Here is a 19,308-nt window from a genome sequence, read left to right as displayed (position 1 = left end):
CAAGTTTTTTTGTCAAGAACTTTTTTGTCGTCGGGAGGACAGTGCCAGGAGGGTGCCGATCCTGCCCCGGTAGAATGGACCGGTGATGCGATCCCCCCTCCCCGTGCGCGACGGCGTCAACGCCACCCGCCTGCGGCTTCCGGACGAAGGGCCGTGGGACACCGCGATGGACTACATGATGCACCGCTGGGGCCACATCGATCCGCAGGGCATCGAGGACAGGTTCGACGCCGGCGAGATCGTCGGCGAGGGCGGCGTGCCCCTGACCCGGCACACCAAGCTGGAGGACCACACCTTCATCTGGTACTACCGCACCCTGCCGCAGGAGACGCGCCTGCCCGTGGACCTCAGCATCCTGCACCAGGACGAGCACCTGCTGGTGGTGGACAAGCCGCACTTCCTGCCCACCACGCCGGGCGGCACCTATATCCAGGAATCGGCCCTGGTGCGCCTGCGGAACCAGCTGGACCTGCCGGACCTGATCCCCATGCACCGGCTGGACCGCATGACCGCCGGCGTCCTGCTCTTTTCCACCAATCCGCAGACACGCGGCAAGTACCAGGTGCTGTTCGAGAAACGGCAGGTGCAGAAAGAGTACGAGTGCGTGTCCGCAGCCGAGCCCGCGCCGGGGTATCCCGCCGTCGAATTCCCGGTGGTGGTCCGCAACCGGATGACCAAGTCCCGCAGCTACCTGCTGGCGGAAGTCATCGACGGCGAGCCGAACGCTGAAACCAGGATTGAACGGCTGGAAACGTTCGACGGCGGCACGGCCATGAGTGCCCGGGGAACCAGTGCGAACGGAACCTCGGGTGCCAACCGCCTCGCCAGGTACCGGTTGGAACCGCACACCGGCAAGACCCACCAACTGCGCGTCCACATGGCTTCGCTGGGACTGGGGATCGTGAACGACGCCTTCTACCCGGACCTGCTGGACAAGGCCCCGGACGACTACACCAGGCCGCTCCAGCTCCTGGCCCGTGGCATCCGGTTCGTAGACCCTATCTCGGGGAAGCCAGTGGAGTACCGCAGCGGCCTGGAGCTCAGCGAAGCAATTCGGGCACAGCCCTAAGCTTCGGGTACGTCCCTAAACCCCGAGCACGTCCCTGAACACGGCCTCGATCCCGGCGGTGTGCAGCACGAACTCCACCAGCGCCAGTCCGCTGTCCGGGTGCAAGGATTGGAACCCCGCCACGGCATCCTCCGCGGCCTGCGCAACGGCCGCCGCGCTCCACCCATAGGCTCCGGCTCCCACCGCGGGAAAGGCCATGTCCCGGGCGCCCAAAGTATGGGCCAGCCGCAGGCTTTCGCTGAAGCAGGACACCAGGAGCGCGCTGTTGGTCTGGCCCGCGTGCCGGTTGGGCCCCACGGTGTGGACCACCCAGCGGGCCGGCAGCCGGAACGCAGGGGTTGCCACGGCGGCGCCGGTCTGGAGGCCGTGCGGCAACGCGCTTTCCCGCAGTTCCCGGCACGCTGCCAGCAGCTCCGGCCCCGCGGCCCGGTGCAGCGCCCCGTCCACTCCCCCGCCGCCGAGCAGCGAAGCGTTGGCGGCGTTCACCACCACGTCCACCCGCCGTTGCGTAATGTCGCCCTGCAGAACAGAGATCCGCATGCCGCCAGTTTCCCAAGTGCGGTACCTTGTGGCAATGGACTTCGGCGGCATCGACAGCTGGGGAGCGACCTTCTATTTGTGGGTCATCCCGATGGTGATCGGTGACGCCATTTTTCCGCCCATCCCGTCCGAAATGGTGGTGATCACCGGCGGCGCCCTGTCCGCGGACGGCCGGGCCAACGTGTTCCTGGTGCTGGTGCTCGCCGCCCTGGCGTCCTGGCTTGGTGACATGGTGGTCTTCCATCTCTTCCGGCGACGCCTCAGCCATGTGCTGGACCGCTGGAAGTGGGGCCGGCGCGTCCATACCGGCATCCATGCGGCCCTGGCCAAGGCGGGGCGGTCCTCCACCTACGGAACCATCATCGGCGCGCGCTTCATCCCCGGCGGCAGGCTGGCCACCTCGGCAGCCTCAGGCGTGGCAAACGTTTCGGTCCGCGGCTTCAGCCTGTGCGCAGGGCTGGGGGCAGTCCTGTGGGCCTGCTGGCTGGTGGGGCTTGGCTACTTCACCGGCTCAACCACCAAGCTGCCGTTCTGGGCAAGCTCGCTCATCGGCGTGGCGGTGGGCCTGGTGATCGGCGCCGTCGTGGGCATCATCGTCACCCGCCGCAGGGGCACCCGTTCCCCGGTCGAGGACGAGCCCATCCCCGACGCAGGCTAGACGGGCAGCCACTTGCCGCGGCTGCGCCGCAGCACGCTCAGTGCACCCGTCAGCGCAACGCGTTCGACGGCGTCGCGCATCATGGCTGCCGACTCCACCGCCTGGCGGTTCTCGCCGCTGTATTCGCTCGCCTCCACGAGGAAGCGCAGGTTCAGCTGCGGCACGCCTCCGGCGATCTGGAGCTGGTGCGCCTCCACGTGGTGCCGGGTCCCCAACGCCTCCACGGCCGCGTCCATGACGGATTCCGGCGCATTGCCCGGCCGGAGCCCGGTGATCTTGAGGCGGGTCTGGAAGGAAGGCATGCCCTCCACCCTATCCAAACGCCCCGATGCTCCATCACGTATGGTCCCTAACATCGCCTGTTAGGGACCATAAGTGATAGAGCAACAGGAGAGATTAGCCGGTGTTGCGGAGGCCGGCGGCCACGCCGTTGACGGTGATGAGCATGGCCCGCTGGAGGCGCTCGTCGAGCTCGGCTCCGCTGATGTCGGATTCGGTCCGGACGCGGCGCAGGAGCTCCACCTGCAGGTAGCTGATGGGGTCCAGGTACTGGTCCCGGATCTCCAGGGAGCGCTTCAGCGTCGGCTGTGCGTCCAGGAGGATGTTCTCGCCGGTGAGCTTCCGCACCTCGGCCACCGTCAGCTCGTACTCTTCGCGGATGGTCCGGAACAGGTGGTGCAGCTCCTCCGGGACCAGGGTGGACACGTAGTAGCCGGCGATGTCCATGTCCGTCTTGGCCAGTGTCATTTCCACGTTGGACAGCACAGAGCGGAAGAAGTTCCAGTGGTCCATCATTTCCATCAGCTGGACGGAATGTCCGGCCTCACGTGCGGCCTTCAGCCCGGAGCCCACGCCGAACCAGCCGGGCACGATCTGCCGCGACTGGGTCCAGCCGAACACCCACGGGATGGCGCGCAGGCCGCCCAGGCCGGCACCGGAATCGGGGCGCTTCGACGGGCGGGACCCGATGTTCAGGGAACCCAGCTGTTCCACGGGGGTGGAGGCCATGAAGTAGGCGGGCAGGTCCGGGTGGTCGATGAGCTTGCGGTACCGGTCAAAGGCGGCGTCCGAGATGGCCTCCATGACGTGCCCGTAGCGTTCCCGCTGGTCCTCGGAGGTTCGCGGATCGCGGTGCAGGGCGGACCCCTGCAGGACCGCAGCCAGGGAGAGCTCAAGGTTTTCCCGGGCCAACTCCGGCAGGGAGTACTTGTCGGAAATGACTTCGCCCTGCTCGGTGAACTTGATCTCGCCTTCCAGGACGCCGTTGGGCTGGGCCAGGATGGCATCGTAGGTGGGCCCGCCGCCGCGGCCCACAGAACCGCCGCGGCCGTGAAACAGGCGGACGCGGACACCGTGCTTGGCGGCGACGTCGCGCAGCTTGCGCTGGGTCTTGTGGATCTCCCACTGGCTGGTCATCACGCCGGATTCCTTGTTGGAGTCCGAGTAGCCCAGCATGACTTCCTGGATGTCACCGCGCAGCCGCACCAGTTCGCGGTAGGAGGGGTCGGACAGGAGCTGGTCGATGATCTCCGCGGAGGCCCGCAGTTCCTCCACGGTCTCCAGCAGCGGCGCGAAGCCGAGCTTGGCGTAGGGCTTGTCACCGAAGAGGTTGATCAGCCCTGCCTCGCGGGCCAGCACGGCCGCGGCCAGGACGTCGTCGGCGCCGCGAGTCATCGAGATGATGTAGGTCTCGATAACGTCCGGGCCGTACATGCGCAGCGCCCGGCGGATCTCGCGGAAGACGTCGTAGGTGCCATCGGCAGCGCCGTCGAGCTTGATCGGGTGGCCGGATAGCGGGCGGCGGGAAGCCAGTTCGGAGCCCAGCACCTCAAAGCGTTCTTCCCGGCTGAGTTCGGCGTAGCGCAGCCCCGGACCGCCGATCCGGTCCATCAGTTGCCCCACGGCGTCGTGGTGGTGGTCCGCGTGCTCGCGGATGTCCAGGGTGGCCAGGTGCAGGCCGAAGGACGCGATGGCGCGGCGGACCCGGGCCAGGGAGCCATCCGCAGCGAGGGCTGCGGAGTGGTTGCGGAGCGACAGTTCCAGCAGGTGCAGGTCCGCCAGGAGCTCTTCGGTGCCACTGTAATCGCGGCCGTGCTCATGGTTGGAGTTCACGGCGACACGCTTGCCGGTGTTGATGAGCTTGGCCTTGATGCAGGTGAGCTTGAGCCGGTAGGGCTCCTGGGCGTTCAGCTCCAGGACGCGCTTGTCCAGGCCGGGAAGCTTCCTCAGATCCTCGTCGATGGACGTGAGCAGCGATTCGTCCGCGCCTGCCAGTGCTGTGGAGTTGGAGAGGATGGAGATCAGTTCGTCGATCATGCCGATGCTGATCCGGATGGCGCTCTGGTTCTGGATCTGCAGGATCTCGCGGGTAACGGCCGCGGTAACGTTCGGGTTGCCGTCGCGGTCACCGCCGATCCAGGAGCCGAACCGGATGGGGGCGTCCTTGGAGGCAAGGGTGACGCCGTGCTCGCCGAGGAGCTCGGAGAGTTCGGACAGCATTTCGGGCATGGCGTCGGTGAGGATGCCGCCCAGGTAGTAAATGGCGTTACGGGCTTCGTCGACTGGAGTGGGGCGGACCTGGCGCAGTTCGTCGGTCTGCCACATCTGGTCGATGATCTCGGCCAGCTGCCGGTCCTGCCGGCGCCGGGCCGTGGATCCTTCGGCGGTGGACTGGGACAGGACGTCGGAGAGCTTGCGGATTTTGTCCAGGACCGAGCGGCGGGAGGCCTCGGTGGGGTGGGCGGTGAAAATGGGCCGCACGTCCAGGCCGTTAACCACTTCCTGCAGGACGTCGGGTCCGGCCTTGGCGGCGATGTCCGCCACGGTCTTGGCCAGCCAGCCGTCCTTTTCGGCGCGGGTCCGCAGTCCCCGGACGCGGTGGACCTGCTCGGCGGCGTTGGCCAGGTGGAAGTAGAACGCGAAGGCACGGACCAGGTCGGTTGCCTGCTCAATGGGCAGGGAGCCGAGGAGTTCACGGACCTGGGCAACGACGTCGTGCGCGCTCCAGGGGCCGGTGGCGTGCGCACCGCCGCGCGCCGCCTCCTTGGATTCCTTGGTCAGGAGCCGGACCTGTTCCACAAGGTCCAGGAGTTCCGGGCCGTGCTGGCGGACCAGGGATTCGCCCAGCAGGGTGGAGACGCGCCGGACGTCCGCGCGCAGTTCGGAGGCAAGATCGGTCTCGGGAGGTGTTGCAGTGTGAGCCATTGAAACAATCTTTCGAGGGGTTCGGACTTGGCTCGTACACTGCGCTGGATACTGTGAGCCACGTTACTAGCTAAAGATGCTACCCCCGCTCCTGCGCGGTGGTGGAATCCGTCTCAAAAGATGTCGTGATACCCAGGTGGTGTTTGACCGCGTCGAGCTCGTTGCGTAGTTTTTCCACCTCGTCCTGCCAGGCAGCAGCCTGGGCCTTCCGCAGGCGTGCGCGCCTGGCCTGCACCGCTGCGGCTGCCAGTGCCACCGGCACCGAAGCGGCAAGGGCCCAGCCTGCAGCCGCGAAGAAGCCCAGTGCCACAGGCAGCGCGGCCTGGAAGTCGATGAAGTCGTTGACGCCGCCGGCCATTCCGGCCATGGCCCCCTCAAGAGGCTGCAGGAACTGGCCCACAACGGGAGTCCCGGACAACGATGGCGCGGCGAGCTTGGCCTGCGCATCCCCGCCCCAGCGCCCGTCCGCCAGGTGGTTGAGGACATAGATGCCGGCGCCGACGTTTGCTGCCATGAAGACGACGACGGCGGCGAGCGCGGCGAGGTCCGCCCGCCTTCGCCGCCACACCAGCACGCCCGCGCAGGCAGCCGCGGCTGCTATCCAGGTGAGCGCCGCCAGCCACTCCCGATTCACTCCGGCAAGGATGTCCACCTCCCCATTCAACCCCGGCGGACGATTTTGAAGTTGAAATCCGGGGTGCCCAGCGCGCCGAACAGCCGCAGCCAGAGTGGCAGCACCATTTCGGCGCCACGGGCGGTGGTGATGTCGCCGAGGTCGATGACGTCCCGGTGGCCCAGGGATTCCAGCAGGCCGGTGACGATCTTCTTGGCTTCGGCGTCGTCGCCGGAAACGAACACCGAATGGTCTGCGTCCGCCAGCCGGCGCGGGTCCACCATCAGCCCGGCATTCATGGTGTTGAGCGTCTTCACCACCCGCGTCTCCGGGAAGGCCCGCTGGATCCGCTCACCCAGGCTTTCGGTATTGACAGGGTTCAGCACCGGCGGCATGCCCTGCGAGAAGTCGAGCGGATTGGAGACGTCCATCAGGACTTTTCCGGCCAGCCGCGCGGCACCGGCCGCCCCCAGGGCCGCAAGGGAAGCGGCGCCGTTGGTGGCATTGACCACCAGCTCACAGTCACCCGCCGCGGCCGCGAAGGTGTCCAGCCGGATGTGGCCGTGCCCTGCATGCCATTCCTTGAAGGGCGGGCCGCCCATGGGATCCGGGCTGGTCCGGCCCGCGGTTTCGGCGGGGTCCCGTGTTCCCAGGACCACCTCGTGGCCCAACCTGCTGAATGCTGCTGCCAGCGTGCGTCCTACAGTGCCCGTGCCAAGAACTGCGATCTTCATGGCAGAACGCTACTCTCCGCACCAGCGGGAACAAGAGGACTTAGGGCGGAATGAACACGCCGTGTACGCGGTTATAGCGGGGGCATCCGCAACGGAAGGAACCATGGCCACCACCCCAGCCGCCCAAACGTCAACTGCCACTGCACCAACTGCCGCCCCGCCGGCCGCGCGGGTAGAGCGCTGGCAGCGTTTCCGTACCAACCGGGACAAGGCCCTCGCCTCACCGCATGGCTGGCTCACCCTCACTTCCTTCCAGTGGCTCGGGGACTCCCCCGCCGCCGTCGACCTCGCCCCGGGCCTGTGGTCCACTGACGCAAAGGGTACGACGGCGTTCCTCACCGCGGTCCCGTCGGACGGGCTCACGCTGGTGGAGACGGGCGGGAAGGTGGACGGTACCGTGTCCGCCGTCCTGGCGGACGAGGAATCGCTGATGTGGGTGCGGTACGGCGGCCCGGACGGGGACCAGGTGGTGGTGGAACTGGCCATGCGCGGAGGCCGGTACGCCATCCGCACCCGGGACGCGGCCTCACCGGTCTTCACGGACTTCGACGGCGTCCCCACCTACCCCTACAACCCGGACTGGGAAGTGACGGGCCGGTTTGAGCCGTACCCCGAGCCGGTGGACGTTCCGATCGGCACTGCGAACCCATTGGTGGACGGCGTGCACCGGAGTGTGGGCGAGGTGGTCTTCCGCCTGCCTGGCAGCAGCCACGAGTTCCGGCTTCAGGCCGAGGAGGAGAAACTCGGCGCCCTGACCGTCACCTTCCGCGACGAGACGAATGGGGACACGACGGACGACTGGCGAAAGCTCGCGGTGCCCAGGCCGCGGCCGGATGGCTCCGTGGTCCTGGATTTCAACCGCGCGATCAACTACCCCAGCGCCTTCACCCCGTACGGCACCTGCCCCATGCCGGTGAAGAACAACAGCCTGGATGTGCGGGTTGAGGCAGGCGAGAAGCAGCCGTATCCGGCCTAGCATCCGGGAAGCTCAGGAAATGGCGGAAATCCCGGTGATGGCCCGCCCCACGATCAGTGTGTTGACCTCAAACGAGCCCTCGTAGGTGTAGATGGCTTCGGCGTCGGCGAAGATCTTGGCCATCCGGTAGTCGGTGACGATGCCGTTTCCGCCCAGGATGGAACGGCCCAGGGCCACGGTTTCGCGCATCCTGGCGCTGAGGTAGGACTTGGCCAGGGCCACCTGGGGCATGTCGGCGGCGTCCCGGTCCTGTAGCCTGGCGATCCCGGCCATCATGGACATGCTGGCCACGGCGTTGCCCAGCATGGTCACCAGCTGCTGCTGGATCAGCTGGAAATGGGCCAGCGGGCGGCCGAACTGGTGGCGTTCAACCGCGTACTGCCGGGCGACGTCGAACGCCGCCAACTGCTGGCCCACCGCCTGCCAGGCCACCATGATCCGGGAACTGCGGAGCAGTTCCTTGGTGTCCTCGAAGCTGTTGATCCCGGCAAAGCGGTCCGCTTCCGGCACCAGGACGTCCCGGAACTCAATGTTCGCGTTCTGCACCGTGCGCAGGGCGATCTTGTTCTCGATCCTGCTCCGGCTGACGCCCGGCAAAGCGGCGTCGACAATGAACCCCCGGACCGATCCGTCCGCCTCGTCCCGGGCCCACACCAGCATGTAGTCGCAGAACGTCCCGTTGCCGATCCAGCGCTTGGCGCCGTTGAGCACCCAGGCGTCGCCGCCGTCGTCCACTTCTCCTGTTGCCGACGAAACCCGTCTGGCACGCGTCTCCATGCCGCCCGCCACATCGGACCCGTGCATCGGTTCGGTGAGCGCGAAGGCACCGGTGGTGCGCAGTTCCGAGGCGTCAGCGAGAAGCCGTTCCTTCTGGTCGTCGGTGCCGAAGGTGTGCAGGGATTCAACAAAGAGGTCGTGGTGGACCAGGAAGAAGGTGGCCAGGGACGTGTCCACCCTGGTTATCTCCGCGATGACCAGCCCGGCGAAGAGGTGGCTGTAGCCGCGGTGCACGGGCGTGCTCAGTTCCAGGGCGGCCAGCTTGGGCAGGATGTGCGCCGGAAACTCGGCCTTGTTCCACCAGTCCCCCGCGTAGGGTGCAACCTCGGCCGCCAGGAAGTCCCGCAGCTCAGCCAGCTTGTTCCGTTCAGCCCCGTCCAGCATCGCTTCGACGGCGAAGAAGTCCGCCGCAGGCAACTGGGACAGGTCCGGCGTGCTCATTTCGGCCCCATCCTGATGGCGCCGTCCAGGCGGATGGTTTCGCCGTTCAGCATGGCGTTGTCCACGATGTGCGCCACCAGGTTGGCGTATTCCGCGGGCTTGCCCAGCCGGGAGGGGTGCGGGACCTGCGCGCCGAGGGAGTCCTGGGCTTCCTGCGGCAGGCCGGCCATCATGGGCGTCTCGAAGATGCCCGGGGCAATGGTGACCACCCGGACCAGCGAGCGCGCCAGCTCCCGGGCGATGGGCAGGGTCATCGCAGCCACCGCACCCTTGGACGCGGAGTAGGCGGGCTGGCCGATCTGGCCGTCGAAGGCCGCCACGGAGGCAGTATTGATGATGACCCCGCGTTCGGGGCCGCCCAACTCGGTGGCGGTGGGCTCCGTGGCCACCATGGCTTCGGCGGCCAGCCGCAGGACGTTGAACGTGCCCACCAGGTTCACCTGGATGACGCGGCTGAACGTGTCCAGGGGCAGGACGCCGTCGCGCCCCAGGACCTTGCCGGGGGTGGCGATCCCGGCGCAGTTCACTACGATCCGGAGCGGCCCCAACTCCGCGGCGGTCCCGACGGCGGCCCGCACGTCGGCCTCGCTGGTCACGTCTGCGGGGGCGAAGACGGCGGACTGGCCGGCTTGGGCGCGGCCGTTGAGTTCGTCCGCCACTGCCTGGCCGCTTGAGGACGGCAGGTCGACGAGCACGACTGACGCGCCGCCGTCGAACAATCTGCGCGCGGTGGCCGCTCCCAGCCCGGACGCGCCGCCTGTCACCAGCGCGACGCTGCCTTTGATGTCCATACATCCTCCTTGATGCGTGTCCCCATGCCGCGGCGCGGCCTCGAGCAACAGTTAATGAATGTTAACTGAAATTGTGATCTCCCGCACCCTGAGCGCATGCCACGTTGCCCCGGCGGCTCCGCAGGCACGGTTAGGGTGGACGGCATGACGTCCAGCAGCACTTCCATGACCGCCTGGCCGGACAGGGCAAACCACGCGGCCCGGTCTGTCACCGCCTTGTTCGGGCACAGACTGCTGTTCCTCCCCCGCACGCATCTGGGCGCGGTGCTGTGGCAGGGCAGGCACCCGGGACTGCGGGCCCAGCAGGAACAACAGGACCAGGCCGCGCATCCGGGCAGCCGGTGGCTCGCGTTGCTCCGGCGGGCCCGGCCGGCCGCCGCCCTGGCCCTCCCGTGGCACTACTGGTGGCAGGCGCATTACGTGGACTGCCTGGTGGACGCCGGCCGGCGCGAACTTGGCAGCGGAGCAACCCCCGCGGCCCGGTTCGACGGCCCGGACCGGCCCAGCGCGGGCCACCTGGCCTCGCGGTTGGTGACGGGCATCAGGCTCCGCAACGCGCTGACCTTCGTGAACAGCTACTACGACGACATGGCCTGGCTTGCCCTGGCAACCCTGCGGCTGGACCGGCTGGCCGGGGAGACACGGCGCCCCGGCCGCCGCCGCAACGCCAAAGTCCGTGCGTCGCTGGCGCTGCAGTTCGACGCCGCCTGCACCGACGACCTGGGCGGCGGAACGTTCTGGAGCAAGAAGCGGGACTTCAAGAATACCCCCGCCACGGCGCCGGTGGCGCTGTTCTATGCCCGCACCGGCCAACATGCCAAGGCACAGGCGCTGCTGGACTGGCTGGACGCTACCCTGTTCGACGCCGGGCAGGGACTGTACCTGGACGGCGTCCGCCTCACCCCTGCCGGCGAGGTGGTGGAACGGGCCGTGTACACCTACAACCAGGGCCCGGTGCTGGGCGCGCTCCTGGAACTGGGCGGCGAAGCGAATCTGGCCCGGGCAGCCGTCCTGGTGGACGCGGTGCAGCGGCTGCTGACGGTGGCGGCAGGCGGCGCGGAGGGCGCTTCCGCCGGCGGTTCGGTGCTCCGCTGCGAAGGAACCGGCGACGGCGGCCTGTTCACCGGGATCCTCTGCCGTTACCTGGCGCTTGCGGCAGCGGATACCCGGCTTCCCCAGGCCACCCGCGCAACCGCGGCCCGGCTGGTGACGGACACGGCCGAGGCGTTCTGGTCCGGCCGCCGCCCGGTAGGCCCCAACGAAGCCGGTGGGCGGTTGCGGGGCAGGAGTATCTTCTCTATTCACGCTGCGCAACCGGCGGCCGCGACATATCCGCCGGGCGCCGCCGTCGAGCTCGCCACCCAGCTGCAGGCATGGATGACGCTGGAGGCCGCCGCGGCCGTAACCGCAGCGGGTCTTCCCTAATCCAACCCTGGCGGGCGCTTCTTCTGCGGATAGGGCGTCTCGCCGCGCGCCAGCATGTCAACGAAACCGGCGATCCTGCGCTCGCGGGTGGCGGCCTGCTTCGCGGAATTGGTCCGGTACACCAGGGAGAACAGGTTGGTCTTGGTGAGGACATCGAACATTGCCTGGGCGGCCGGGTTTTCCGCGATGGCGGCTGCCAGGTCCGCCGGAACCTCAACATCGGCCTGCCCGCCGTAGGCCGCGTCCCAGCGGCCGTCGGCCTTGGCGGCTTCCACCGCCGCCCTGCCGGCGTCGGTCATCTTTCCTGCCGCTTCCAGCCTGGCGATATGCCCCACGTTCCGGGCGGACCAAATGCTGCGGGGACGCCGCGGCGTCATCCGCTGGAACACGCTCTCGGCATCCCGGCGCCGCCCCTGCCCATCGATCCAGCCAAAACACAGGGCCTCATCCAGTGCAGCGGGATAGTCGAGCCCGGTGACCGTCCCGCCCTTCTTGTGCAGGACCAGCCACACGCCCGGGCTGGTCCCGTGATTCGCTTCCAGCCAGGCACGCCAGGCAGCGGCATCAGGCACCAGCAGTTCCTCAAGGTCATTGGCCATGGCCTAATTCTGCCCCCGGAAGCACAGGCCACAAGCCCCGTGTGCACCGCGCCTCCAGGTGGCATCATGGCCCTACAGACCGTCGCCCACCTCCTCAAGGACAACGCCATGCTTCGAGTCCGCCCCGTCCACTTCACCTCCCGCACCGACTCCTGGAAGCAGTTCCTCACCGCACTGGGCATGGTGCAGACAGAGGACGACGGCGGCTGGCACGTCTTCGATTCAGCGTCCGGACGGCTGGCGCTCCACGGAGCGGAGGCCGGGTCCGGGCAGGACGGCCACACCGTATTCGGGGTGGAGGTGGGCGACGTGGCCGAATTCGCGCGCCGCACCAACCTCTCCGCGCAGGAGGATGGGACACAGGGAGGAGGAGCGCAGCCGGCTGAGCTGGTTACGGCGGCCCACGGCGAAACCTGCCGGATCAGCGCCCCGGACGGCTTCAGTTTCATGGCCGACAAGGCATCCCATGCCGCCCAGTGCGCTGACGCCGACCCCGCCCTGGCCGTCGTCGCGGTCTGGTACACAGCGGACCCCGAGGGAGCCGTCCGCACCCTGCTGCACGTAGGCGCGCGTCCCCGCCCGGTCCCGGACAATGACGAGACCGCCGACTTCACGGCCAAGAACGGCGGTGTCCTCCTGGTGCGGCCGGCAACGGGCGCCTCCCGCTCGGGTTTGGGCTTTGAGTACGACGGCGGCCTGGAACCGTTGCGGGACCGGCTCACCGCCGCCGGTTTTGCCGCCAGCCTCACCGAGGAGGCGTTTGGAAGCACCCTCCACGTGGCCAATCCGGACGCCGGCAGCCCCAACGCGCCAGCCACCGTCTGGATCTCCCAGCGCCGCCCCATGGGGTAGAACTTAAGCATGAACGTGCGCACACCTGACCCGAATCCCGGCTGGCTCTCCGAAGAAGACCTCTTTGAGGCGCGCGGGCGGCTGCCCATGGTGTACGTGGAGGCCGTACCGGTCAGGCTGGATCCGCTGGGGTACGTCAACGAGGTGGGCACGCTGCTCCAGGCGGACTCGGACGGAACCATGGTGCGCTCCCTGGTCTCCGGCCGGGTCATCTACCGCGAAACCATCCGCGCCGCCCTGCTGCGGCACATGGAAAAGGACCTGGGCCCGCTGGCGTTCCCGCAGCTGCCGCTGAGCCCCGTGCCGTTCACGGTGGCCGAATACTTCCCCGCGCCCTCACAGACGGGGTTCACGGACGAGCGGCAACACGCCGTGTCCCTGGCCTACGTCATCCCGGTGACGGGCGAGTGCGAGCCCCGCCAGGACGCCCTGGAACTGACCTGGATGACCCCCGAGGAAGTCCTCAGCCCGGGCGTCCAGCTGGAGTTTTCCGGCGGCCGTGGCGGCCTCATCCGGCAGGCCCTGGCGTTCGCTGGCGTGGGCTTCTAACCACCCCGCCGGGACGTGGGGGTCCCCGGTTTTGAGTGCCCGCCTTTGTAGACTGTAGGGCGGACCGCAAGAGAACTTAAGGACTCCCATGACCGAATCACCAGCCGCCAGGCACCACAGTGAGCAGCAGGCTGGATCTCTGACCACCGGCAGCCACATCCTCCTTCCCGACGGCCGCCGCACTGCCGAAATCGACCAGGTGGAGCTCGAGCACGACGACTTCGGCTCACCGGCACTGGTGCTGGCAAGCCTTTCGGGCGGCGGCACGCTGCGGGTGGCCATCGGCACCACGGTCACGGTGGTGGATGGAGCGCACGACGACGTCACCCAGCTTCCGCTGCCGGCAAACCTTCCGGAGCCCACACCGCCGGCGGAAACCGCCGCACCCAACGACGGACGGCAGGAGCAGCCCGGCGCCGGGACCGGTCCCATCAACGTGGCCCCCGCCGTCGTCGTCCCTCCCCTTCCGCCGGTGCCGCCCGCGGTGACGGGGCCCAGCGAAGAGGAACTGGCGCTCATCCCGGCTCCTGCCGGCACCCCTGAGTCGGTGGTGGAAGCCGCCGCTGAGGCGCACCCTGACGCGGAGGGCGTCCTGCTCCTGGCCGACCGGCTGTCCAAGGGCGTCAACTTCAAGTCCGGAAGCTGCCTGAAGGACCTCAGCGACCTGGCGCACGAGCTGTTCATCACGCTGAAGGACGCAGACGGTGCACTGTCCGTGGCGGACCTCCTGACCGTGCTGCCCTATGACGGAAACCCGGGTCGATGGACCTCGGTGGAGGCGTCCCTGGCGCTGGCCAGCTACATCTGCCGGCAGGACGGCCAGGACAAACGCGCCGAGGTCTATGAGAAGCTGATCCGCACGCCGGAGAACCAGGAAACGGACCCGTTCAAGGCGCGCATGGCCGCCAAGGTGCGGCAGCGCTCGCTCAACGAGCCCAACCTGTACGACAAAGAGATCTTCCGCTCCATCGACAACTCCAATCACGACGCCGAGCGCGAGTGGCGGCTGCTGCGGCTGGAGTCCCTGCTCTTCCTGCGGGCGCACGGCGGCTCTGAAACCATCGGGATGTCGGAGCTGGAACGGCGCATCAGCAACGAGCTGGAGGCCGTCCGCTCCTGAGCCCCGCGGCATCTGCCCGGGCGGGGAAGTTACCCCTACCCGGGGCAGTTTCCGGGGCGTACATTCGGGGCTATGACGAACAATCTCAGCGTAGTGATCAACGCCGACGCGCCGCAGGTCTGGACCATGCTGCGTGAACCGTCCAGGGTGGCCCAGTGGCATGGCTGGCAGGCCGAAGACCTGGAATCCGAGATCAAGGAGATCTACTTTTCCAGCGACGTGGAGGAAGCCGCGGACCACACGAGCCTTACCGTGCACGGCGGGGACACGTTCCAGCTCCACCCGGAAGCCGGGGGGACGCGGGTCAGCGTCACGCGTGGAGCCGTGGATCACGATTCCGAGTGGGCTGCCTGGGACGAGGACATCACCCAGGGCTGGCTGACGTTCCTGCAGCAGCTCCGCTTCGCTTTGGAACGGCACCCGCACGGCAAGCGGCACACCTTGTTCCTGCACCTGACCGAGGGCAACGGCTCCGCCATCGACAAGCTGGGGCTCGCCGGCCTCCCGGCACCGGGTGAGCCGTACCAGGTGACGCTGGGCACCGGTGAGGAGATCAGCGGCAAGGTCTGGTACCGGACCAGCCACCAGGTGGGGCTTACCGTTCACGGCTACGCGGAGCACGGCGAAGGGCTGCTGGTGGTGGCCGACCATCCCGCCATCAAGGATGTCCGGGCAGAAGGCGACGGCTCGCTGGTTGTCGCGTCCACCTACGATCTCGGGGCCGGGGCGTTCGACGCCATCCGGCAGTCCTGGGATTCCTGGCGGGCCACGAACTACCCGGCATCGGAACCGGCCAGCTGACCCCACTTGCCCCTTGATTTACGGGGGCCGGGTGGTTTGCTGGCACACTGGTACGGTGCCAGCCAACCCTGCCTTCGCCCTGCCTGATACCCGGTCACAGTTTTCCTTCACGGTAGGCACGCGCCTTGGGGACTCCTGCCCGCCCTCCGGGGAACAGGTTGCTGAAAACGGCGGGGAGTTCCTGGGCCGCACCGGCACCATCACCACCCCGCACGGCGAGATCCAGACGCCGGCGTTCATCGCCGTCGGTACCAAGGCCACGGTGAAGGCCGTCCTCCCGGAATCCATGGCGGACCTTGGCGCCCAGGCGCTGCTGGCCAACGCCTACCACCTGTACCTGCAGCCGGGCCCGGACATCCTTGACGAAGCCGGCGGGCTGGGCGCCTTCATGAACTGGTCCGGCCCCACGTTCACGGACTCGGGCGGATTCCAGGTGATGAGCCTGGGCTCGGGGTTCAAAAAGGTCATCGACATGAAGTCTGTGGACGCCTCCGGACCGGACGACGCGGTGGCACCCGGCAAGGAACGCCTGGCACACATCGACGACGACGGTGTCTGGTTCAAGTCCCACCTGAACGGCGACCGGCACCGCTTCTCCCCCGAAATCTCCATGCAGGTCCAGCACCAGATCGGCGCGGACATCATGTTCGCGTTCGACGAGCTGACCACCCTGCAGAACTCCCGGCGGTACCAGGAGGAATCGCTGGAACGCACCCGGCTGTGGGCGGAGCGGTGCATCGAAGAGCACTTCCGGCTGACGGAGGCACGGGCGGCCAAGCCGTACCAGGCTTTGTTCGGCGTGATCCAGGGCGCCCAGTACGAGGACCTGCGCCGCAAGGCCTGCCGTGATCTTGGGGCCATGCCCTTCGAAGGATTCGGCATCGGAGGTGCCCTGGAGAAGGAAAACCTGGGCACCATCGTCCGCTGGTGCAACGAGGAGCTCCCGGAGGACAAGCCGCGGCACCTGCTGGGCATCTCCGAACCGGATGACATCTTCACCGCCATCGAAAACGGCGCCGACACCTTCGACTGCGTTTCCCCCACCCGGGTGGCCCGGAACTCCGCCTTCTACACCCCGGAAGGCCGGTTTAACCTCTCCGGCGCCAAGTACAAGCGCGACTTCGGGCCGCTGCAGGAAGGCTGCGACTGCTACGCCTGCGCCAACTACTCGCGGGCCTACATCCACCACCTGTTCAAGGCCAAGGAAATGGTGTCCGCCACCCTCATCTCCATCCACAACGAGCGGTTCGTGGTAAAGATGGTGGACGATGCCCGGCTGGCCATCGAGTCCGGCACGTTCTTCGACTTCAAGGCCGAGACGCTGGGCCGGTACTACTCCTAGGCACTACCATCAGGGAGCTCCGGTAGGGTGAGCCCCATGCCTATCGAACCCATCGAAATCCCTGCCGCTGACGGCACCGCAGAGGCCCTGGTGGCCCGTCCGTCCAACGGAACCGGCCCTTTCCCGGGCGTCATCTTTTATATGGACGCTTTCGGCCTGCGGCCCCGCATCCACGAGATGGCCCAGCGCATTGCCGACTGGGGCTACGTGGTGCTGGCGCCGAATGTTTTCTACCGGGAAGGATCGGCCGCAGAGCTGGCCCCTTCAATGGACATGACCAGCCAGGAAGGCCGGGAGACGGCCGGCAAGGCTGCCTTCCCGCGCGTTGGCCGGCTGACCTCGGACAAGGCGCTGCCGGACATTGATGCCTGGGTTTCCGCGCTCAGGGCGCTCGACGGCGTGGCCCCCGGCCCTATCGGGACCACCGGCTACTGCATGGGTGCCCGGCTCGCCGTCCGCACCGCCACTTCCCACCCCGAGGAAGTGGCAGCGTGCGGGGGCTTCCACGCCGGCGGCCTTGTCACCGACGAGCCGGACAGCCCGCATCTGGGACTCAAGGAGGCAAAGGCGCGGTTCGTGTTCGGCCACGCAAACCACGACCCCAGCATGGCCCCCGCCGCCGTCGCCCGCCTGGGCGAAACGCTGAAGGACGCAGGGCTGGAAGCGTCCAATGAGATTTTTGAGGGGGCCCCGCACGGCTACACCATGGCGGACACCTCCGCCTTCCACCCCGAAGCCACCGAGCGGCACTTCCAGGAACTGCGGGCGTTGCTGGACGGCGCGCTGAAGGGCTAAGCCGGCCAGCCGCCGTCGAACCCGCCGGAAAGCTGCCGGCCCGCCGGAACGTTCCGGCGACCCCGCACATTTCCGGCGAGCCCGGGAGGCAGGACGTTGTCCACATGACGACGGCGGCCCCTTCCGGAGGTGCCACAGCTGCAGGATCGTGTCGGCATGACGCCACAGCAGCCGGTCCGCCTCCCCGCCCTTCCGAGCACCGGCAACCTGTGGCGGACGGGACAATTGCACGAGCACGGGCTCAATTCCCGGGCCATCAAGGCGCTGGTGCTCCACGGGAAGCTTGTCCGCCTCCGCCACGGCTGCTACATCCGCTCCGGGCTGTGGGAGGAGCAGTCAGGGCCTGTCCGCAGCAGGCAGTTGATTTACGCCCATGCCCACGGGACGCTGACCTCCTCAGCAGGCGGCTATGTGTACAGCCACACTTCGGCGGCCCGGCTGCACCGTTTGTATGTCTGGGACGTCGATGACCTGATCCACCTTCTGCTGCCAGGCAGCCCATCAAGCGAACGGCTCGGCAAGGATGTCCGTGGCCACACCCGGCCCTGGACGGAGGCGGATGTGGTGACTCTCGGCAGCCTCCGGGTGACATCGCTTGAGCGGACGGTAGTGGATTGCGCCATGATGCTGGGCCACCGGCAGGCACTGGTGCTGATGGACCACGCCCTCCGGCTCGGTGCGGACAAAGCCGTCATGGAAAGCATGGCTGACGGCCTGCCGGGAAGCCGTGGGATCCGGTGGCTCCGGCTCGCGCTCGCCCACGCAGATCCTCGATCGGAGTCGGCCGGTGAGACGCTTACCCGTGAACTCCTCATACGGCTGAACCTTCCCCTGCCGGAGCCCCAAGTCAACGTTGACACGCGCGCGGGCCGGTACCGCCTTGATTTTGCCTGGAAGGAAAAGAAGGTCGCCCTGGAATTCGACGGTAAAACGAAGTACTTCGACTACAAACCGGCCGCCGAAGTGCTGTACCAGGAACGGCAGCGGGAGAATGCCCTCACCGAGGACGGCTGGACCTTCGTCCGCGTGAAATGGGCCGACCTCTTCCGCGAACAGGAGTTCAAAGCCCGAGTTCTTGGCGCGCTCCGGCGGTAGTCATGCCACGGGGCGCCAAATCGCCGGAACGGCACCAAAACGCCGGTAATTTCCGTCGATCCGGCAGCTTTCCGGCGGTCCCACGCGATCAGCTGTTGGAACGCCCGACGCCGGGTGGCAGCTACGCGGCGTTGGTCACCGCTTCCGCGGCGCGGGCCGGGGCACCGTAACTGGGCTCGCGCCGCTTGACCCAGTTGATGGCCAGCGAGGTCACGGGGACGAAGAGGAACTCCACCAGGGTCTTGTAGATGAAACCCACCAGCACGTAGTTCACAAAGCCGCCGAAGTCGGCGATGCCGATGACGGGCGCGGCGATGCTGCAGAAGATCAGCGTGTCCACGAACTCTCCGGCCCCCGAGGATCCCATGAGCCGCGCCCACAGGGACTTCTCCCCCGTGCGGGCCTTCATCCGCACCAGGATCCAGGAGTTGATGGTCTGCCCGGCCAGGAATGCCAGCAGCGAAGCCAGGACAATCTGCGGCACGGGGCCAAGGGCGCCTTCCAGGGCGGACTGCTTGGCTGCGCCGTACTCGTCGTCGAACCCGGGCAGCGCGATGACCACCCAGTAGCAAAGGGAAGCGAACACGGACAACGCGAAGGTGGTGAAAATGGCCTTCCGGGCCACCTTATAGCCGTAGACCTCACTGATTACGTCCCCGAGGATGTACGCGAGCGGAAAGAGGAAAAAGCCGCCGTCGGTTACGATGGGGCCGAATGCCACTCCCTTGGACGCTCCGATGTTGGACAGGATCAGCACCACTGCCATGGCCGCCAGCATGATCCCGAAGTAGGGCGAACCGATGTCCGCGAATCTGGCGGCGGAACGCGCGGCGGTTGGCTGGATGTCTTCGGGCACGGCGCTGCGGCCGGGGGCAGGGGTCATCAGGGGATCCGTTCAGGAGTGGTTGGCCGGCCCGCCGTCATGGG

The 19,308-nt window shown here is 67.6% G+C and carries 20 protein-coding genes; 11 read left to right on the top strand and 9 right to left on the bottom strand.

Annotated elements, in window-relative coordinates; translation table 11 throughout:
* The first annotated feature begins 85 nt into the window (after positions 1–85).
* Complete coding sequence (locus tag ACFO0G_RS16335; RefSeq protein WP_376978964.1) at positions 86–1,069, top strand: RluA family pseudouridine synthase; 984 nt, start codon at positions 86–88, stop codon at positions 1,067–1,069.
* A gap of 15 nt (positions 1,070–1,084) precedes the next feature.
* Here the strand turns inward: ACFO0G_RS16335 and ACFO0G_RS16330 are convergent, their stop codons facing one another.
* Positions 1,085–1,609, bottom strand: a complete 525-nt coding sequence (locus ACFO0G_RS16330; protein ID WP_286401660.1) for an O-acetyl-ADP-ribose deacetylase — start codon at positions 1,607–1,609, stop codon at positions 1,085–1,087.
* Between ACFO0G_RS16330 and ACFO0G_RS16325 the strand changes: the two genes are divergently transcribed.
* On the top strand, positions 1,608–2,267 hold the full coding sequence (locus ACFO0G_RS16325; protein ID WP_286401658.1) for a DedA family protein: 660 nt from the start codon (positions 1,608–1,610) through the stop codon (positions 2,265–2,267). The two genes, ACFO0G_RS16330 and ACFO0G_RS16325, sit on opposite strands and share 2 nt — an antisense overlap.
* Here the strand turns inward: ACFO0G_RS16325 and ACFO0G_RS16320 are convergent.
* From ACFO0G_RS16320 to ACFO0G_RS16305, 4 genes are all read right to left on the bottom strand, one after another.
* Positions 2,264–2,569, bottom strand: a complete 306-nt coding sequence (locus ACFO0G_RS16320; RefSeq protein ID WP_286401657.1) for a hypothetical protein — start codon at positions 2,567–2,569, stop codon at positions 2,264–2,266. The genes ACFO0G_RS16325 and ACFO0G_RS16320 overlap by 4 nt on opposite strands.
* Before the next feature lie 94 nt (positions 2,570–2,663).
* Positions 2,664–5,471 (bottom strand): phosphoenolpyruvate carboxylase, encoded by a 2,808-nt coding sequence (gene ppc, locus ACFO0G_RS16315; protein WP_376978904.1) that lies wholly within the window; start codon positions 5,469–5,471, stop codon positions 2,664–2,666.
* A gap of 79 nt (positions 5,472–5,550) precedes the next feature.
* Entirely contained in the window at positions 5,551–6,123 is a 573-nt protein-coding gene (locus ACFO0G_RS16310) for a hypothetical protein (RefSeq protein ID WP_376978902.1), read from the bottom strand.
* An 8-nt stretch (positions 6,124–6,131) separates the two neighbouring features.
* Complete coding sequence (locus ACFO0G_RS16305) at positions 6,132–6,818, bottom strand: NADPH-dependent F420 reductase (protein WP_376978900.1); 687 nt, start codon at positions 6,816–6,818, stop codon at positions 6,132–6,134.
* A 103-nt stretch (positions 6,819–6,921) separates the two neighbouring features.
* Here ACFO0G_RS16305 and ACFO0G_RS16300 point away from each other — a divergent pair, with 103 nt between their 5' ends.
* Entirely contained in the window at positions 6,922–7,794 is an 873-nt protein-coding gene (locus tag ACFO0G_RS16300; RefSeq protein ID WP_376978898.1) for a DUF1684 domain-containing protein, read from the top strand.
* A gap of 12 nt (positions 7,795–7,806) precedes the next feature.
* On the opposite strand, the gene ACFO0G_RS16295 is transcribed toward ACFO0G_RS16300, so the two are convergent.
* Positions 7,807–9,012, bottom strand: a complete 1,206-nt coding sequence (locus ACFO0G_RS16295; RefSeq protein WP_376978896.1) for an acyl-CoA dehydrogenase family protein — start codon at positions 9,010–9,012, stop codon at positions 7,807–7,809.
* A complete protein-coding gene (locus ACFO0G_RS16290) occupies positions 9,009–9,803 on the bottom strand; it encodes a 3-hydroxyacyl-CoA dehydrogenase (RefSeq protein WP_286401645.1) in 795 nt (264 codons plus the stop codon). Before ACFO0G_RS16290 ends, ACFO0G_RS16295 begins: the two co-directional genes overlap by 4 nt.
* 144 nt (positions 9,804–9,947) lie before the next feature.
* On the opposite strand from ACFO0G_RS16290, the gene ACFO0G_RS16285 reads away from it, so the two are divergent.
* Entirely contained in the window at positions 9,948–11,228 is a 1,281-nt protein-coding gene (locus ACFO0G_RS16285) for a glycoside hydrolase family 76 protein (RefSeq protein ID WP_376978894.1), read from the top strand.
* Here ACFO0G_RS16285 and ACFO0G_RS16280 read toward each other — a convergent pair.
* On the bottom strand, positions 11,225–11,827 hold the full coding sequence (locus tag ACFO0G_RS16280) for a YdeI/OmpD-associated family protein (RefSeq protein ID WP_286401641.1): 603 nt from the start codon (positions 11,825–11,827) through the stop codon (positions 11,225–11,227). The two genes, ACFO0G_RS16285 and ACFO0G_RS16280, sit on opposite strands and share 4 nt — an antisense overlap.
* Before the next feature lie 108 nt (positions 11,828–11,935).
* Between ACFO0G_RS16280 and ACFO0G_RS16275 the strand changes: the two genes are divergently transcribed.
* The 7 genes from ACFO0G_RS16275 to ACFO0G_RS16245 all read left to right on the top strand — a co-directional run bounded on the left by ACFO0G_RS16275 (position 11,936) and on the right by ACFO0G_RS16245 (position 18,381).
* Positions 11,936–12,679: a VOC family protein gene (locus ACFO0G_RS16275; RefSeq protein WP_376978962.1), complete on the top strand. Its 744-nt coding sequence runs from the start codon at positions 11,936–11,938 to the stop codon at positions 12,677–12,679.
* A 9-nt stretch (positions 12,680–12,688) separates the two neighbouring features.
* On the top strand, positions 12,689–13,228 hold the full coding sequence (locus tag ACFO0G_RS16270) for an NUDIX hydrolase family protein (RefSeq protein ID WP_286401639.1): 540 nt from the start codon (positions 12,689–12,691) through the stop codon (positions 13,226–13,228).
* Positions 13,229–13,316: 88 nt separating this feature from the next.
* Entirely contained in the window at positions 13,317–14,348 is a 1,032-nt protein-coding gene (locus ACFO0G_RS16265; RefSeq protein ID WP_376978891.1) for a DUF6707 family protein, read from the top strand.
* 72 nt (positions 14,349–14,420) lie between these two features.
* A complete protein-coding gene (locus tag ACFO0G_RS16260; protein WP_376978889.1) occupies positions 14,421–15,149 on the top strand; it encodes an SRPBCC family protein in 729 nt (242 codons plus the stop codon).
* Positions 15,150–15,204: 55 nt separating this feature from the next.
* Positions 15,205–16,491 carry a tRNA guanosine(34) transglycosylase Tgt gene (gene tgt, locus ACFO0G_RS16255; RefSeq protein WP_286401633.1) on the top strand — a complete coding sequence of 429 codons (1,287 nt, stop codon included), beginning with the start codon at positions 15,205–15,207 and terminating at the stop codon, positions 16,489–16,491.
* 36 nt (positions 16,492–16,527) lie between these two features.
* Positions 16,528–17,286: a dienelactone hydrolase family protein gene (locus ACFO0G_RS16250; RefSeq protein WP_286401632.1), complete on the top strand. Its 759-nt coding sequence runs from the start codon at positions 16,528–16,530 to the stop codon at positions 17,284–17,286.
* Positions 17,287–17,442: 156 nt separating this feature from the next.
* Entirely contained in the window at positions 17,443–18,381 is a 939-nt protein-coding gene (locus ACFO0G_RS16245) for a type IV toxin-antitoxin system AbiEi family antitoxin domain-containing protein (RefSeq protein ID WP_286401630.1), read from the top strand.
* 121 nt (positions 18,382–18,502) lie between these two features.
* Here the strand turns inward: ACFO0G_RS16245 and ACFO0G_RS16240 are convergent, their stop codons facing one another.
* Positions 18,503–19,264 (bottom strand): queuosine precursor transporter, encoded by a 762-nt coding sequence (locus tag ACFO0G_RS16240; RefSeq protein WP_376978885.1) that lies wholly within the window; start codon positions 19,262–19,264, stop codon positions 18,503–18,505.
* Between the last annotated feature and the right edge of the window lie 44 nt (positions 19,265–19,308).

Source organism: Arthrobacter sedimenti, from assembly GCF_042652025.1.
GTDB classification, from domain to species: domain Bacteria; phylum Actinomycetota; class Actinomycetes; order Actinomycetales; family Micrococcaceae; genus Arthrobacter; species Arthrobacter sedimenti.
The sequence above is the reverse complement of the archived record's forward strand: the minus strand, read 5'-3'. Positions and strand labels throughout refer to the sequence as shown.

Excerpts from the sequence above, each read along its gene's own strand:
- ACFO0G_RS16320 (WP_286401657.1), bottom strand. The coding sequence starts at position 2,569 with ATGCCTTCCTTCCAGACCCGCCTCAAGATCACCGGGCTCCGGCCGGGC.
- ACFO0G_RS16330 (WP_286401660.1), bottom strand. The coding sequence starts at position 1,609 with ATGCGGATCTCTGTTCTGCAGGGCGACATTACGCAACGGCGGGTGGAC.
- ACFO0G_RS16305 (WP_376978900.1), bottom strand. The coding sequence starts at position 6,818 with ATGAAGATCGCAGTTCTTGGCACGGGCACTGTAGGACGCACGCTGGCA.
- ACFO0G_RS16335 (WP_376978964.1), top strand. The coding sequence starts at position 86 with ATGCGATCCCCCCTCCCCGTGCGCGACGGCGTCAACGCCACCCGCCTG.
- ACFO0G_RS16265 (WP_376978891.1), top strand. The coding sequence starts at position 13,317 with ATGACCGAATCACCAGCCGCCAGGCACCACAGTGAGCAGCAGGCTGGA.
- ACFO0G_RS16260 (WP_376978889.1), top strand. The coding sequence starts at position 14,421 with ATGACGAACAATCTCAGCGTAGTGATCAACGCCGACGCGCCGCAGGTC.
- ACFO0G_RS16290 (WP_286401645.1), bottom strand. The coding sequence starts at position 9,803 with ATGGACATCAAAGGCAGCGTCGCGCTGGTGACAGGCGGCGCGTCCGGG.
- ACFO0G_RS16295 (WP_376978896.1), bottom strand. The coding sequence starts at position 9,012 with ATGAGCACGCCGGACCTGTCCCAGTTGCCTGCGGCGGACTTCTTCGCC.
- ACFO0G_RS16240 (WP_376978885.1), bottom strand. The coding sequence starts at position 19,264 with ATGACCCCTGCCCCCGGCCGCAGCGCCGTGCCCGAAGACATCCAGCCA.
- ACFO0G_RS16270 (WP_286401639.1), top strand. The coding sequence starts at position 12,689 with ATGAACGTGCGCACACCTGACCCGAATCCCGGCTGGCTCTCCGAAGAA.
- ACFO0G_RS16275 (WP_376978962.1), top strand. The coding sequence starts at position 11,936 with ATGCTTCGAGTCCGCCCCGTCCACTTCACCTCCCGCACCGACTCCTGG.
- ppc (WP_376978904.1), bottom strand. The coding sequence starts at position 5,471 with ATGGCTCACACTGCAACACCTCCCGAGACCGATCTTGCCTCCGAACTG.
- ACFO0G_RS16245 (WP_286401630.1), top strand. The coding sequence starts at position 17,443 with ATGACGCCACAGCAGCCGGTCCGCCTCCCCGCCCTTCCGAGCACCGGC.
- ACFO0G_RS16325 (WP_286401658.1), top strand. The coding sequence starts at position 1,608 with ATGCCGCCAGTTTCCCAAGTGCGGTACCTTGTGGCAATGGACTTCGGC.
- ACFO0G_RS16280 (WP_286401641.1), bottom strand. The coding sequence starts at position 11,827 with ATGGCCAATGACCTTGAGGAACTGCTGGTGCCTGATGCCGCTGCCTGG.
- ACFO0G_RS16285 (WP_376978894.1), top strand. The coding sequence starts at position 9,948 with ATGACGTCCAGCAGCACTTCCATGACCGCCTGGCCGGACAGGGCAAAC.
- ACFO0G_RS16300 (WP_376978898.1), top strand. The coding sequence starts at position 6,922 with ATGGCCACCACCCCAGCCGCCCAAACGTCAACTGCCACTGCACCAACT.
- ACFO0G_RS16250 (WP_286401632.1), top strand. The coding sequence starts at position 16,528 with ATGCCTATCGAACCCATCGAAATCCCTGCCGCTGACGGCACCGCAGAG.